This window comes from Pseudomonas sp. GW821-FHT04C07, assembly GCF_059420325.1.
On record NZ_JBWKTM010000002.1, the window covers coordinates 373,088 to 388,199 of the forward strand.

9 protein-coding genes are annotated in these 15,112 nt (G+C 59.8%); 7 read left to right on the forward strand and 2 right to left on the reverse strand.

Translation table 11 applies throughout. The features are described from left to right. Positions 1 to 377: 377 nt before the first annotated feature. Positions 378 to 2,051 (forward strand): nitrite/sulfite reductase, encoded by a 1,674-nt coding sequence (locus tag AC07UI_RS05295; RefSeq protein WP_494991495.1) that lies wholly within the window; start codon positions 378 to 380, stop codon positions 2,049 to 2,051. After that, positions 2,048 to 2,542: a DUF934 domain-containing protein gene (locus AC07UI_RS05300; protein ID WP_494991496.1), complete on the forward strand. Its 495-nt coding sequence runs from the start codon at positions 2,048 to 2,050 to the stop codon at positions 2,540 to 2,542. The genes AC07UI_RS05295 and AC07UI_RS05300 overlap by 4 nt, the downstream gene beginning before the upstream one ends. Positions 2,543 to 2,740: 198 nt before the next feature. Here AC07UI_RS05300 and AC07UI_RS05305 read toward each other — a convergent pair whose 3' ends face one another. Both AC07UI_RS05305 and AC07UI_RS05310 read right to left on the reverse strand, forming a co-directional pair. Beyond that, positions 2,741 to 4,141 (reverse strand): DUF1254 domain-containing protein, encoded by a 1,401-nt coding sequence (locus tag AC07UI_RS05305; protein ID WP_494991726.1) that lies wholly within the window; start codon positions 4,139 to 4,141, stop codon positions 2,741 to 2,743. A 143-nt stretch (positions 4,142 to 4,284) separates the two neighbouring features. Further along, entirely contained in the window at positions 4,285 to 4,479 is a 195-nt protein-coding gene (locus AC07UI_RS05310; protein WP_494991497.1) for a hypothetical protein, read from the reverse strand. A 792-nt stretch (positions 4,480 to 5,271) separates the two neighbouring features. Between AC07UI_RS05310 and tpx the strand changes: the two genes are divergently transcribed. The 5 genes from tpx (at position 5,272) to AC07UI_RS05335 (ending at position 14,956) form a co-directional block, all read left to right on the forward strand. Further along, the gene (gene tpx / locus AC07UI_RS05315) at positions 5,272 to 5,772 is read left to right on the forward strand and encodes a thiol peroxidase (RefSeq protein WP_494991498.1); all 501 of its coding nucleotides are present in this window, start codon (positions 5,272 to 5,274) and stop codon (positions 5,770 to 5,772) included. A 175-nt stretch (positions 5,773 to 5,947) separates the two neighbouring features. Further along, the gene (locus tag AC07UI_RS05320) at positions 5,948 to 7,264 is read left to right on the forward strand and encodes an MdtA/MuxA family multidrug efflux RND transporter periplasmic adaptor subunit (protein WP_494991499.1); all 1,317 of its coding nucleotides are present in this window, start codon (positions 5,948 to 5,950) and stop codon (positions 7,262 to 7,264) included. Continuing rightward, positions 7,261 to 10,362 (forward strand): MdtB/MuxB family multidrug efflux RND transporter permease subunit, encoded by a 3,102-nt coding sequence (locus tag AC07UI_RS05325; protein ID WP_494991500.1) that lies wholly within the window; start codon positions 7,261 to 7,263, stop codon positions 10,360 to 10,362. The genes AC07UI_RS05320 and AC07UI_RS05325 overlap by 4 nt, the downstream gene beginning before the upstream one ends. Continuing rightward, a complete protein-coding gene (locus AC07UI_RS05330; protein ID WP_494991501.1) occupies positions 10,359 to 13,466 on the forward strand; it encodes an efflux RND transporter permease subunit in 3,108 nt (1,035 codons plus the stop codon). The genes AC07UI_RS05325 and AC07UI_RS05330 overlap by 4 nt, the downstream gene beginning before the upstream one ends. Next, a complete protein-coding gene (locus tag AC07UI_RS05335; protein WP_494991502.1) occupies positions 13,463 to 14,956 on the forward strand; it encodes an efflux transporter outer membrane subunit in 1,494 nt (497 codons plus the stop codon). Before AC07UI_RS05330 ends, AC07UI_RS05335 begins: the two co-directional genes overlap by 4 nt. The last annotated feature ends 156 nt before the right edge of the window (positions 14,957 to 15,112 follow it).

A 15,112-nucleotide genomic window follows, 5' to 3' on the forward strand; every position in this document is an offset into this window, starting at 1 on the left:
CATGCGCTGAACTGTAGAAAGCATGGGAGAAACAAAACAGACTCAGAAAAACTGCATTAATACAGATCAGATGGAGTGCCTGCCGACGGCCATGCGTCGCGCTCTGATATGGTTTTTTAGTCTTTACCTGAATCTGTAACGTGCTGAGCCGCAGGTGCATAGTCGCCATATCCACCCTGTAGCAGCTGCCGAGCCCGCGAGGCTGCGTTCGAGTGCGCAGCGCTCGTAATCCAGACGACGCGGTATGACAGACGCACCGCATGCTCGGGCTCTACGACTGCTTCGCCCGAACGCGGACCGAGCCGAACGCAGCCTCGCGGGCTCGGCAGCTGCTACGTGATGTGAGAGTTTGGGGTCAGCACTGATGAGGTAGGACCATGTATCACTATGACGACTATGACCGTGCCCTGGTCTTTGAACGGGTCGCGCAGTTTCGCGATCAGGTCGAGCGTTTCATGGTGGGCGAGTTGAGCGAGGAAGAGTTCCTGCCGCTGCGCCTGCAAAACGGCCTGTACATGCAAAAGCACGCTTACATGCTGCGGGTCGCGATTCCCTACGGCACCCTCGGCGTGCAGCAGATGCGCACCCTGGCGAGCATCGCCCGGGATTACGACCGTGGCTATGGTCACTTCACTACCCGGCAGAACATGCAATTCAACTGGATTGAACTGGCTCAGGTGCCGGACATCCTCGAGCGTCTGGCCCAGGTCGAGATGCACGCGATCCAGACCTCGGGCAACTGCGTACGCAATATCACCACTGAAGCCTTTGCCGGGGTCGCCGCCGACGAGCTGCTCGATCCGCGGCCGCTGGCGGAGATCCTGCGGCAGTGGTCGACCATCAACCCGGAATTCCTCTTCCTGCCACGCAAATTCAAGATCGCCATCTGCTCGGCCAGGCAAGACCGGGCGGCGATCATGATGCATGACATCGGTCTTTATCTTTACCGCGATGGCGGCGGCCAGATGCTGCTGCGGGTGATTGTCGGTGGTGGTCTGGGACGCACGCCGATCCTTGGTTTGCAGATTCGTGAGGGTTTGCCGTGGCAGCACTTGCTGTCGTATGTCGAAGCGGTGCTGCGGGTCTATAACCGCCATGGCCGACGCGATAACAAGTACAAGGCGCGGATCAAGATTCTGGTCAAAGCCTTGGGCATTGAAGCCTTTGCCAGGGAAGTGGAGGAGGAGTGGCAGCACCTCAAGGATGGCCCGGCGCAGTTGACTGACGTCGAGTACGAGCGCGTCGCCAGCGCCTTTGTACCGCCGAACTACCGTCCACTGGTGGATACCGATCTGGACTTCGGCACCCATTTGAGTGAAAACCCGGCTTTCGCCCGTTGGGTCTCACGCAACGTGCAGCCGCATAAAGTGCCGGGCTACACCAGTGTGGTGCTGTCGACCAAACCCGGTATTGCCTCACCGCCCGGCGACGTCACCGCTGAGCAAATGGAAGCGGTCGCCGATTGGTCCGAGCAGTTCGGCTTTGGCGAAATCCGTATCGCCCATGAGCAGAACATCGTCCTGCCGGATGTGCCCAAGGCCGATCTCTATGCGCTCTGGCGTCTGGCCAATGAACAGGGGCTGGGCTGCGCCAATATCGGCTTGCTGACCGACATCATCGCCTGCCCCGGTGGTGATTTCTGTGCCTTGGCTAACGCGAAGTCGATCCCCATCGCGCAGGCCATTCAAGCGCGTTTCGATGACCTCGATTACCTGCACGACCTGGGGGATATCAGCCTCAATATCTCCGGCTGCATGAACGCCTGCGGCCATCACCACATCGGCAATATTGGCATCCTTGGCGTCGATAAAAACGGCAGTGAGTGGTACCAGATCACTCTCGGTGGCTCCCAGGGCAAGAACAGCGCATTGGGCAAGGTGATCGGCCCCTCGTTCAGCGCCGCCGAAGTACCGCAGGTCATCGAGCGCATCATCGCGACCTTTGTCCTTTACCGGGAAAGCGAAGAGCTGTTCGTCGATACCTTGCAACGCATTGGCCTGGAGCCATTCAAGGAAAGGGTCTATCCGAAGGTCCTGGAGGTCTCGATATGAACAATGTGTTGCGTTTGCGAGAGGGTGTCGCCGAGTGGGTGCGCGACGATCCCTGGCAGTTGGTTCGTGACGCGGCAGATGAGTTGCCCAGTGGACCGCTGATCCTGCCGCTACCCCAGTGGCTTGCCCGCAGTGCTCAAACCACGACGGCGCTCTCGGGCGTCTGGCTCGGCCCTGACGACGAAGTGGAAAACCTGACGCCCTGGCTTTCCAGCCTGCCGCTGATTGCCCTGGACTTCCCGAGCTTTCGCGACGGCCGTGCCTACAGCCAGGCTTATCTGCTGCGCACTCGTTTGGGTTGGCAGGGCGAGTTGCGCGCAATTGGCGATGTGCTGCGCGATCAGCTCAGCCATATGCGCCAATGCGGCTTCGATGCCTTCGCGGTGCGTGAAGACAAATCCGCCGAAGATGCCCTCAAGGGCCTGGCCGGGATGAGCGTGTTGTACGGCCGCTCGGTGATCGAGCCACGGCCGTTGTTTCGCAGGCGTTAGAGGGGGACTATTGAGCTGACACGCTGGAATGCCAGGCATCGGGCCTGTGGCGAGGGAACGTGCTCCCTTGCCACAAATGACCATCACACCATCATCGTTGATTCGGCACTCTTTACTTCAACGCCGAATCCCCGGGTCTGGTTCTTGAACGTGACGCCGTTGAAGCCAGCCAACAATCAGGCGCATGTTCACGGCGTGTTACTCAATGGGTGTCAGCAGCGGCATTTTCCACTGTCCGCTGACCACTTCCGGTTTGGGCAGGTAGATCCGCAACACGGCATAGAACGGTCCGTGCGGCGCCGGCAGCCAATTGCTCTTTTTGTCCTTGACCGGTTCTGAGTGCTGCAGGTAAAGGGTCAGGCCGCCGTCGGCATCGAGTTTCAGGTTCGGCAACAGGTGCGAGTTGATCAGGTAGCGCTTCATATGGTTGGCCACCAGCAACTGGCTCTTGCCGTCGTACATGGTCAGTGACCAGAAAGCGTCGGCCGGCGGCAGTGAATCTTTGTCGAAGTGCAGGGTGTAACTGCGTTTCGCGCCATTGGCCGGCTTGCCCTTGTTGTCGACCAAATAAACGATGTCGTTCGCCTCTTCGGCCGAATTGCCGAAGATCCCCATCCTGGCGCCGGCATAGCGGTACAGGTAGTTGTTGTTCAGGCGGTCTCGGGTGCCGTATAGATTACCGCTGTTGACCTGGTGAGTGTCGACCTTGTCCTTCTTGAGTGCGGCAAACTCGGCCTTGCCGTCGGCGATCCCGGCCTCCAGGGCTTTGCGCTGCTCGGCACTCAGGTCGCTGACCTTGAACGGTTGTCCGGCGACGATGCCGATTTTGGCGAAGCGCGCCAGCAGGTCTCCTTCAACCGCTTGCGGTGCAGCGAAGGCCAGCATGAAGTTCAGGTAGCGAAACAGCTCCGGGCTGTCGCTCATGTTGGCCTCGGGTTTTGGCCAATCTACCCTGGAGGCCGCTTGGGGCGCAGGTTCGCCCAGGTAGCGGCTCAGGGGCTGAACCTTGTATCCCTTCTGTATCTGTCTGACCTTGTTCAGGTCTTTTTCGTCGAACAACTGCGTGCGATACATGGCATAGGCAATGTTGCTTTCACTGCGGATCATCCGGTCGATGTTGACCGGTTGCTGACCATTCCAGTCGGGGCCGGCGATCATGAAATGGCCACCTTGGTTGCCGGTGCTACGGGTGCCGAGATAGGCGACGTTCTGCGTGTAAAGGTCGATCAACTGGACCGAGTAATAGCGGCTTTCCTCGATCGCCGGCAGTGTCAGGACCACAGGTTCGGTTCGCAGGTCCATCCAGACGAACGAGTAGGGCGTGTCGGAGTCAGGGGTGAGGAAGGCGGTGTCCTTGGGCGTGAAGAGCATGGCGGTATTGCTGATCTGATTGAACGGTGCCTTGTAGTTCGGAGCTTTTTTGTCCACGGCCTGGCTGTACAGGGTCTTGTACATCTCCACCACCGGGAAGCCGTAGAGGTACGCCTCTTTGGCAATTGCCCGGGCTTCGGCGGGTGTGGCGCTGAAGTCGGCCCAGGCAGTGCTGCTCAGCAGCAGCGAAAGGCTGGCGAGCAACAGGCGTGTCGGTCTTTCAATGATCATTGCTTCGTCCTTCTCATGAACTCATCCGGTTTTCAGGCGTTATTCCACAGCCATGATGCCGTCGGGTTTCCAGCTTTTGTCGAAATAGGCACCGGTTGGCGCATACAGCGGCAAGTAGCTGAACACACAAGCGGCAAGGCTCACAAATAAGCCTGAATAGCCAGTTGAAAGTCCAGTTCGGCGTAGCGTTTGGCAATGGCGTCGCGGGACGGCAGTTCGCCCTGCATGTTGATTGGGCCGAGGCGAGTGTCCAGAGACTGAGCTTGAGCACCGACGCCACAACTTGCGAAAAGCGCCATCAGGCTGAAACCCGCTGCGCGAAGAAAAACATTCATAGCAACTTCCTTATTTTCCGAAGGTGACATTCAGTCCGGCAAGCAGCGTGAATTGCGGTACGCCGTCACCTTTGCGCTCAGCTGTGTTGTAGCATTTGGGGGTTGGTTGTCCCCTATTACGCAAAACGCAGGCGATAACGTTGCGGCCAATAACATGGCGGGCGCATGTAGAGTTTTCGACATCATTCCCCCGATTCCTTCGTGGCTCAGTGGACGACTCGGCACTTCATGGCCGATTGATATAGCTTTTCGCTCTAGGACTCCAGCAGGACGCTTCTGATGAAACTAGCAGGGAAAGTCGACTTAGCCAGTGGAAGGCATTCATTCGTTGGGTTTTGTGCACGGCTTTGCCGGGGTTGAGGGGGCGGACGGGCAAGTTCTTCGTAGCAGCTGCCGAAGGCTGCGTTCGAGCGCGTAGCGGTCGTAAAACCGGCGAGCGCTTCCTTCCTGAAAACATACGGTTCACTCAATTGCGACTGCTGCGCACTCGAACGCAGGCTTCGCCAGCTTGTGTCTTGGGCATAGAAGTGTTGCCCGGCCTTCTCCGACAGAGGATCGCGTCATATTTGTGGGAACGAGGCTTGCCCGCGATAGACGGTCCGTCATTCAACGTAGAAACCTGCATCTGCTGACGAGCGTGTATTACAGTCATGAGCAGGACATTTCAGGTAATGGAACGGGAGTTATTTGTCAGCAATACGGGATAGGCCGCAAAGCACTTTCGTGTTTAACTTTGGCTCCTCGAAATGTTCAAGATTTCTCACCACAACTCCTCTCAAAAGGACTCCGTTCATGGCTCAAGTCACTCTTAAAGGCAACCCGGTTCAAGTCAACGGCCAGCTGCCGCAAGCCGGTTCCAAGGCGCCTGCGTTCTCCCTGGTTGCTGGCAATCTGTCCGACGTTACCCTGGCGAGCTTTGCCGGCAAGCGCAAAGTGCTGAACATTTTCCCAAGCATCGACACCCCGACCTGCGCCACTTCCGTGCGCAAGTTCAATGCCCAGGCCAACGACGTGGCCAACACGGTTGTGTTGTGCATTTCGGCTGACCTGCCGTTCGCCCAGGCGCGTTTCTGCGGCGCGGAAGGTCTGGAAAACGTCCAGAACCTGTCCACCCTGCGTGGCGTCGAGTTCATCCAGAACTACGGCGTGGCTATTGCTGACGGTCCACTCAAAGGCCTGACTGCTCGTGCCGTTGTCGTCCTTGACGAAAACGACACTGTGCTGCACAGCGAACTGGTCAAGGAAATCGCTGAAGAGCCCAACTACCAAGCGGCGTTGGCCGTTTTGAAGTAACAGGTTTTACGATTATTGACGGCCTGGCCTTGTCCAGGCCGTTTTTATTTGTGCGTCAGTGGTTTAGCAAGCACTGACGAACGTAAGCCCAACGTAAATTGCCGGTAAAGGCGCTTTGCTAAATCCCCGCCAGTGCTTATCTTTCAGCCTTCAGTAGAAGATGCTCACGCGCCCAATGGTTGATCCTTCCATGCAATCCACTGCTTCCCGTAACCCCCGTCGCTGGCTGCTCGGCCTGCTTGTCCTGTTGGTCATCGCTGGTCTGTGCTGGAAGTTCTGGCCAACCGACGTTGCTCACAAAGAAGCCGCAGCGCAGAAAGCCAGCACCGGGCATACCGGCAAGTCCGGCCTCATGCGCCCGGGTTTCGGCGGGTCCGCCGGACCGGTTCCGGTACGCGTGGCGGCAGTAACGCGTGGAGATTTCCCGCTGTACTACAAAGCACTGGGTACCGTCACGGCGTTGAATACCATCAATGTGCGCAGTCGCGTGGCTGGCGAGCTGGTCAAGATCGCGTTTGAGGAAGGGCAGATGGTCAAGGCCGGCGACTTGCTGGCCGAGATCGACCCGCGTCCCTACCAGAATGCCTTGCTTCAGGCCGAAGGCACCTTGCTGCAGAATCAGGCGCAACTGAAAAATGCCCTGGTCGACCTTGAGCGCTACCGCGGCCTGTACGCCGAAGACAGTATCGCCAAACAGACGCTGGACACCGCCGCAGCGCTGGTGGGCCAGTATCAGGGCACGGTCAAGACCAATCAGGCGGCGGTCAATGACGCCAGGCTCAACCTGGAGTTCACCAGGATTCGCGCACCGATTGCCGGACGTCTGGGCTTGCGTCAACTGGACGTCGGTAACCTGGTGGCGGCCAATGACACCACGGCGCTGGTGATCATTACCCAGACTCAGCCGATCAGCGTGGCCTTCACCTTGCCGGAAAACAGCCTGACGACGGTCCTTGAGCGCTTCCACAGCGGTGCCCGATTGCCAGTGGAAGCCTGGGACCGCGGTGACGTGAAATTGCAGGCTACCGGCGTCTTGCAGAGTCTGGATAACCAGATCGACATCACCACCGGAACCCTGAAATTCAAGGCGCGCTACGAGAACCGTGATCAAACGCTGTTTCCCAATCAGTTCGTCAATGTGCGCGTGCTCGCCGACACCTTGAAAGGCGTAGTGCTGGCGCCGTCGGCAGCGATCCAGTTCGGCAACAACGGTACCTTTGTCTACGCGATGGACGGCGATAAAAAGGTCAGGATCCTGCCGTTGAAGGTGGGTGCCAGCGACGGCGATGTAACGGTTATCAACGAAGGCCTGAGCCCGGGTGATCGTGTGGTTCTGGAGGGCACCGATCGCCTGAAAGAGGGCAGCGAGGTGGAAGTGGTCAACGACAGCCAGGAGACTCCGGCCACCCCGGCCAAGGATCTGCAAGGCACACCGGCGAGCAGCGCAGTTGAACCAGCAGCCACTGGCAAGGCGATAAAGGGCGGCGCATGAACATCTCACGGCTGTTCATCCTCCGTCCGGTGGCCACGACCCTGAGTATGCTGGCCATTATTCTGGCCGGCCTGATCGCCTACCGGCTGTTGCCGGTCTCGGCATTGCCCCAGGTCGATTACCCGACCATTCGGGTGATGACGCTTTACCCCGGTGCCAGCCCTGATGTGATGACCAGTGCGGTCACTGCGCCGCTGGAACGTCAGTTCGGGCAAATGCCAGGGCTGACCCAGATGACCTCGACCAGTTCTGGCGGCGCCTCGGTGCTGACCTTGCGTTTCAGCCTCGAGATCAATATGGATGTCGCCGAGCAGCAGGTGCAGGCCGCGATAAACGCCGCCACCAACCTGTTGCCCAAGGATCTGCCGGCACCGCCGGTGTACAACAAGGTCAACCCGGCGGACACCCCGGTTCTGACGTTGGCCATTACCTCCAGGACCATGCTGTTGCCCAAGCTCAATGATTTGGTCGATACCCGCATGGCGCAGAAGATCGCCCAGATCAGTGGCGTCGGCATGGTCAGCATCGCGGGTGGTCAGCGTCAGGCGGTGCGGATCAAGGTCAATCCCGAGGCTCTGGCGGCCAACGGCTTGAACCTCTCGGACGTGCGCACACTGGTCAGTGCCTCTAACGTCAACCAGCCAAAGGGCAACTTCGACGGTACGACCCGGGTCTCGATGCTCGATGCCAACGACCAGCTGACCTCGCCCAAAGACTACGCCGAGCTGATCCTCGCCTATAAAAACGGTGCTCCGCTGCGTCTGAAGGACGTGGCACAGATCGTCGACGGCGCCGAGAACGAACGTCTCGCCGCCTGGGCCAATCAAAACCAGGCCGTGTTGTTGAACATCCAGCGTCAACCGGGCGCGAACGTGATCGAAGTGGTCGACCGGATCAAGGCATTGTTGCCGAGCATCACCGATAACCTGCCGGCCGGCCTTGACGTGATCGTGCTGACCGACCGTACCCAGACCATCCGTGCCTCGGTCACCGACGTGCAACACGAACTGCTGATCGCCATCGCCCTGGTGGTCATGGTGACGTTCCTGTTTCTGCGCAGGGCCAGCGCGACGATCATTCCGTCGGTTGCCGTACCGCTGTCGTTGATCGGTACCTTTGGTGTGATGTACCTGGCCGGATTCTCGATCAACAACCTGACCCTGATGGCCCTGACTATCGCCACCGGTTTTGTGGTGGACGACGCCATCGTCATGCTGGAGAACATCTCGCGCTTCATCGAGGAGGGTGACAGCCCGCTAGTGGCGGCGCTCAAGGGCGCCAAGCAGATCGGCTTCACCTTGATCTCGCTGACACTGTCGCTGATCGCGGTATTGATTCCGCTGTTGTTCATGGCTGACGTGGTAGGGCGGTTGTTCCGCGAGTTCGCCATCACCCTGGCGGTGGCGATCCTGATTTCCCTGATCGTCTCCCTGACCCTGACACCGATGATGTGCGCGCGTTTGCTCAAGCGTGACCCCGATGAGCAAGAGCAGGGCCGTTTTTACCGTGCCAGCGGCGCCTGGATCGACTGGATGATTGCCGCCTACGGGCGCAAGTTGAAGTGGGTGCTGAAACACCAGCCACTGACCCTGCTGGTGGCCATCGCCACTCTGGGCCTGACGGTGTTCCTGTATATGGTGGTGCCCAAGGGGTTCTTCCCGGTGCAGGATACCGGGGTGATCCAGGGCATTTCCGAGGCGCCGCAGTCGATTTCGTTCGCTGCGATGAGCCAGCGTCAGCAGGAGCTGGCCAAAATCATTCTGCAAGACCCGGCCGTACAAAGCCTGTCGTCCTACATCGGCGTCGACGGCGATAACGCCACGCTCAACAGCGGGCGCCTGTTGATCAACCTCAAACCCCATAACGAGCGTGGCCAGAGCGCAACGCAAGTGATTGCGCGCTTGCAGCCCGAACTGAACAAGTTGGTGGGCATCCGGCTGTTCATGCAGCCGGTGCAGGATTTGACCATCGAAGACCGGGTCAGTCGTACCCAGTATCAGTTCAGCATGTCCTCGCCGGATGCCGACATGCTCAGCCTCTGGAGCGGCAGGCTGGTCGAAGCGCTGGCCAGGCAGCCGGAGCTGACCGACGTTGCCAGCGATTTGCAGGACAAGGGTTTGCAGGTCTTTCTGGTGATCGACCGCGATGCGGCGTCGCGCATTGGTGTGTCCGTGTCGAACATCACCGATGCGCTGTATGACGCCTTCGGCCAGCGGCAGATTTCCACCATCTACACCCAGGCCAGCCAATACCGCGTGGTGCTGCAGTCGCAGTCCGGCGAGAAGATCGGTCCGCAGGCTCTGGAGCAGATCCACGTCAAAACCACCGCTGGCGGTCAGGTGCGGTTGTCCAGCCTGGCCCATATCGAGGAGCGTCAGGCGCAACTGGCGATTACCCATATCGGCCAGTTCCCCGCGGTGATGATGTCGTTCAACCTGGCGCCCGGCGTGGCGTTGGGGCAGGCGGTACAGCTGATCAATAAGGTGCAGCAGGATATCGGCATGCCGATCGGCGTGCAGACCCGGTTCGAGGGCGCCGCCCAGGCCTTTGAAGCGTCGCTGTCGAGCACCTTGCTGCTGATTCTGGCGGCGGTGGTGACCATGTACATCGTGCTTGGCGTGCTCTACGAGAGCTACATCCACCCGGTCACCATTCTTTCGACCTTGCCCTCGGCGGCGGTTGGCGCCTTGCTGGCGTTGATCCTCAGCGGCAATGATTTGGGAATGATCGCGATCATCGGCATCATTCTGCTGATCGGTATCGTGAAAAAGAACGCGATCATGATGATCGACTTCGCCCTCGATGCCGAACGCAATCAGGGCATGGGCCCGGAGGCGGCGATCTATCAAGCGGCGTTGCTGCGGTTCCGGCCGATTCTGATGACTACCCTGGCCGCACTGTTCGGCGCCGTGCCCTTGATGCTTGCCACCGGTTCCGGCGCTGAACTGCGTCAACCTCTGGGCCTGGTGATGGTCGGCGGTTTGTTGGTCAGCCAGGTGCTGACGCTGTTCACCACGCCGGTGATTTACCTGTACTTCGACCGTCTCGCCCGGCGCTGGCGGCCGGCGCCGGATCGTCTGGAGCCGGTTGAGCCATGAACCTGTCCGGACCCTTCATTCGCCGGCCGGTAGCGACCATGTTACTGAGCCTGGCGATCCTGCTGCTGGGTGGCGTGAGCTTCGGTTTGCTACCGGTGGCGCCACTGCCACAGATGGACTTCCCGGTGATCGTGGTTCAGGCGAGCCTGCCTGGTGCCAGCCCGGAAGTCATGGCGTCGACCGTGGCAACGCCGCTGGAGCGTTCCTTCGGCGCCATCGCCGGGGTCAACACCATGAGCAGCCGTTCCAGCCAGGGCTCGACCCGGGTGATCCTGCAGTTCGACCTCGATCGGGACATCAACGGCGCGGCGCGGGAAGTGCAGGCCGCGATCAACGCTTCGCGCAACCTGCTGCCCAGTGGTATGCGCAGCATGCCGACCTACAAAAAGGTCAACCCGTCCCAGGCACCGATCATGGTCTTGTCGCTGACCTCGGATGTGCTGCAAAAGGGCCAGCTCTATGATCTGGCCTCGACCATTCTGTCGCAAAGCCTGTCCCAGGTGCCGGGGGTGGGTGAAGTGCAGATCGGCGGCAGCTCGCTGCCGGCAGTGCGCATCGAGCTGGAGCCGCAGTTGCTTAACCAGTACGGCGTGGCACTGGACGATGTGCGTACGACCATCGCCAACGCTAACGTGCGCCGACCCAAGGGCTCGGTCGAAGACGACCAGCGCATGTGGCTGGTGCAGGCCAACGACCAACTGGAGAAAGCCAGGGATTACGAGCCGCTGATCATTCGCTACCAGAACGGCTCGGCGTTGCGCCTCAGTGATGTGGCGAAGGTCAGCGATGGCGTCGAAGACCGCTACAACAGCGGCTTTTTCAACGATGATGCGGCGGTGCTGCTGGTGATCAACCGTCAGGCCGGGGCTAACATCATCGAAACGGTCAACGAGATCAAGGCCCAGCTGCCAGCGTTGCAGGCAGTGTTACCGGCCAGCGTCAAACTGAACCTGGCCATGGACCGCTCGCCGGTGATCAAGGCCACGTTGCACGAAGCGGAAATGACCCTGTTGATCGCCGTGACACTGGTGATTGTGGTGGTGTTTGTGTTCCTCGGAAAGCTGCGCGCCTCGTTGATCCCTACATTGGCCGTACCGGTGTCGCTGGTCGGCACCTTCGCCATCATGTACCTCTATGGGTTTTCCCTGAACAACCTGTCGCTGATGGCGCTGATTCTTGCCACCGGGCTGGTGGTGGACGACGCGATCGTGGTGCTGGAGAACATTTCCCGGCATATCGACGAAGGCATTTCGCCGATGAAAGCGGCGTATAGGGGGGCCCAGGAGGTGGGGTTCACGCTGCTGTCGATGAACGTCTCGCTGGTGGCGGTGTTTCTCTCGATTCTGTTTATGGGCGGGATCATCGAGAGCCTGTTCCGCGAGTTTTCCATCACCCTGGCAGCGTCCATCGTGGTCTCGCTGGTGGTCTCGCTGACCCTGACGCCGATGCTCTGCGCGCGTTGGCTGAAGCCCCACAACCCCGGCCAGGAAAATCGCTTGCAACGCTGGAGCCAGCGGGCCAACGAGTGGATGGTCAGCGGCTATGCGCGCAGCCTGGACTGGGTGTTGCTTCATCGGCGGCTGACCTTGTTCAGCCTGCTGATCACTATCGGGGTCAACGTCGCGCTGTATGTGGTAGTGCCCAAAACCTTCCTGCCGCAACAGGACACCGGTCAGTTGATTGGCTTTGTGCGCGGTGATGACGGGATGTCGTTCAACGTGATGCAACCGAAGATGGAAACCTTCCGTCGCGCGGTATTGGCCGACCCGGCGGTAGAAAGTGTCGCCGGCTTTATTGGCGGGAACAACGGCACCAACAACGCTTTCATGCTGGTGCGTCTGAAACCGATTAAGAAACGGCAGATTTCCGCGCAGAAAGTCATCGAGCGTCTACGCAAGTCGGTACCCAAGGTGCCGGGCAGTCAATTGATGCTCATGGCCGACCAGGATCTGCAATTTGGTGGAGGTCGCGAGCAAACCACCTCGCAATATTCCTACATCCTGCAAAGTGGCGATCTGGGGGCATTGCGCGAGTGGTACCCCAAAGTCGTCAAAGCGCTCAAGGCCTTGCCCGAGCTGACGGCCATCGATGCCCGCGAGGGGCGGGGTGCCCAGCAGGTGACGCTGGTGGTCGACCGCGACCAGGCCAAGCGCCTGGGCGTTGACATGAACATGGTCACAGCAGTGCTGAACAACGCCTACAGCCAGCGACAGATCTCCACCATCTATGACAGCCTCAACCAGTATCAGGTGGTGATGGAGGTCAACCCGAAATACGCCCGGGACCCGATAACCCTCAATCAGGTGCAGGTGATCACCGCCACTGGCCAGCGCATCCCGCTGTCGGGTATCGCCCATTATGAAAACAGCCTGGAAAACGACCGGGTCAGCCATGAAGGGCAGTTTGCTTCTGAAAGCATTACCTTCGACATGGCCGAAGGCGTTACCGTCGAACAGGGTACTGCGGCCATCGAACGGGCCATTGCCAAGGTCGGGCTACCCGAAGAAGTGATTGCCAAGATGGCGGGTACCGCGAACGCCTTCGCCGCGGCGCAAAAGAGTCAGCCGTGGATGATTCTCGGCGCGCTGGTGGCGGTGTACCTGGTGCTGGGGGTGCTCTATGAAAGCTATATTCACCCGTTGACCATTCTTTCAACGCTACCGTCGGCCGGGGTCGGGGCGCTGCTGTCGATCTACGCGTTCGGCGGCGAGTTCAGCCTGATCTCGTTGCTCGGGCTGTTCTTGCTGATCGGCGTGGTGAAGAAAAACGCGATCCTGATGATCGACCTGGCGCTGCAGTTTGAACGTCAGCGGGGCATGCCACCGCTGGAGTCGATCCGCAGCGCCTGCCTGTTGCGACTGCGGCCTATTCTGATGACCACGCTGGCGGCGATTCTCGGTGCCTTGCCGTTGTTGCTCAGCACCGCGGAGGGCGCGGAGATGCGTCAGCCGCTGGGCCTGACGATTATCGGCGGGCTGATCTTCAGCCAGGTACTGACGCTTTACACCACCCCGGTGGTTTACCTCTATCTCGACCGTCTGCGCCATCGCTTCAATCACTGGCGCGGGATACGTACCGATGCTGCTCTGGAAACTCCGCTATGACTGACCGCTCGCCTCCCAAAGCCCCCGTGCCGTTCACTCAACGCCTGGTCATGGCCCGCGGTTCGCGTCTGCTTAGCCTGACCTTGTGCGGGTTGATGCTCAGCGCCTGCGCTATCGGCCCTGATTACCAGCGCCCGGAACTGAGTGCTCCAGCCCAATTCAAAGAAGCCAAAGGCTGGCGTCAGGCCAACCCCAGCGACTCCCTGGCCCGTGGTGCCTGGTGGGAGTTATACGGCGATCAGCAACTCGATGGCCTGATCGAGAAGCTCAACAGTGCCAACCAGACCGTTGCCCAGTCGGAAGCCCAGTACCGCCAGGCCCAGGCCCTGGTTCGCAGCGCCCGAGGTTCGTTTTTTCCGAGTGTGAACCTGAGCGCCGGGAAAACCCGCTCCAGTCAGGGCACTGGCAGCAGCAGTTCGAGCTTGACCAGCTCCATCAGCGGCATTCGCGATACTTACAACACCCAGCTGGGTGTGAGTTGGGAGGCGGATGTCTGGGGTAAATTGCGTCGCGGCCTGGAGGCCAATGAGGCCAGTGCCCAGGCAAGCTTTGCAGATCTGGCGGCAATGCGCCTGAGCCAGCAATCGCAGCTGGTGCAGAGCTACCTGCAACTGCGGGTGATGGATCAACAGAAGCGCCTGTTGGAAGCGACGGTCGAGACCTATCAGCGCTCACTGACAATGACCGAAAACCAATACCGCGCCGGCATATCCGGCAAAGATGCGGTCGCCCAGGCGCAAACCCAGCTAAAGAGCACTCAGGCGGACCTCATCGACCTGATCTGGCAGCGCGCCCAACTGGAAAACGCCATCGCCGTACTGACGGGGGTGCCGCCGGCAGAGTTCAACCTGGCAGAGACTCAGGACATCCCCGCGTTGCCGCAGATTCCCTTGAGCCTGCCGTCGCAGCTGCTTGAACGGCGTCCGGACATCGCTTCGGCCGAGCGTTCGGTGATTGCCGCCAATGCCAACATCGGCGTAGCTGAAGCAGCCTACTTTCCAGACCTGACTCTCAGCCTGAGCGGCGGTTACAGCAGCAGTACCTTCGCCGACTGGATCAGCCTGCCAAACCGCTTCTGGTCGGTGGGACCGAAACTGGCCATGACCCTGTTCGATGGCGGCCAACGCTCGGCGGAGGTCGATCGCACTGAAGCGGTGTATGACCAGACCGTGGCCAAATACCGGCAGACCGTGCTCGATGGCTTTCGCGAGGTGGAAAACTTCATGGTGCAGCTCAAGGTGCTGGAAGACGAAGCGGCGGTGCGACAGCAAGCCCTGGAGTCAGCCCGCGAATCCTTGCGTCTGACCCAGAACCAGTACAAGGCCGGCTTGATCGCCTACCTCGATGTGGTGGTGGTCCAGGCCACTGCCCTGAGCAACGAACGCAGCGTGCTGACCCTGCTGCAAAGCCGCTTGATTGCCAGCGTACAACTGATCGCTGCGCTGGGCGGTGGCTGGGATGGGCAGATGCAGGTGAGTGAGAAGGAGTAGGGGATAAAGATACAGGCAGGTTTTGTAGCAGCTGGCGAAGCCTGCGTTCGAGTGCGAAGCGCTCGTGAATGAGCCTCTGCGATCAGCCTGCGGAATCTTGGTGTTTAATTTACGTCCGCTACGCGGTCGAACGCAGGCTTCGCCAGCTGCTACATA

Coding starts and splice junctions, on each gene's coding strand:
- tpx (WP_494991498.1), top strand. CDS start 5,272: ATGGCTCAAGTCACTCTTAAAGGCAACCCGGTTCAAGTCAACGGCCAG.
- AC07UI_RS05295 (WP_494991495.1), top strand. CDS start 378: ATGTATCACTATGACGACTATGACCGTGCCCTGGTCTTTGAACGGGTC.
- AC07UI_RS05325 (WP_494991500.1), top strand. CDS start 7,261: ATGAACATCTCACGGCTGTTCATCCTCCGTCCGGTGGCCACGACCCTG.
- AC07UI_RS05300 (WP_494991496.1), top strand. CDS start 2,048: ATGAACAATGTGTTGCGTTTGCGAGAGGGTGTCGCCGAGTGGGTGCGC.
- AC07UI_RS05335 (WP_494991502.1), top strand. CDS start 13,463: ATGACTGACCGCTCGCCTCCCAAAGCCCCCGTGCCGTTCACTCAACGC.
- AC07UI_RS05330 (WP_494991501.1), top strand. CDS start 10,359: ATGAACCTGTCCGGACCCTTCATTCGCCGGCCGGTAGCGACCATGTTA.
- AC07UI_RS05310 (WP_494991497.1), bottom strand. CDS start 4,479: ATGAATGTTTTTCTTCGCGCAGCGGGTTTCAGCCTGATGGCGCTTTTC.
- AC07UI_RS05320 (WP_494991499.1), top strand. CDS start 5,948: ATGGTTGATCCTTCCATGCAATCCACTGCTTCCCGTAACCCCCGTCGC.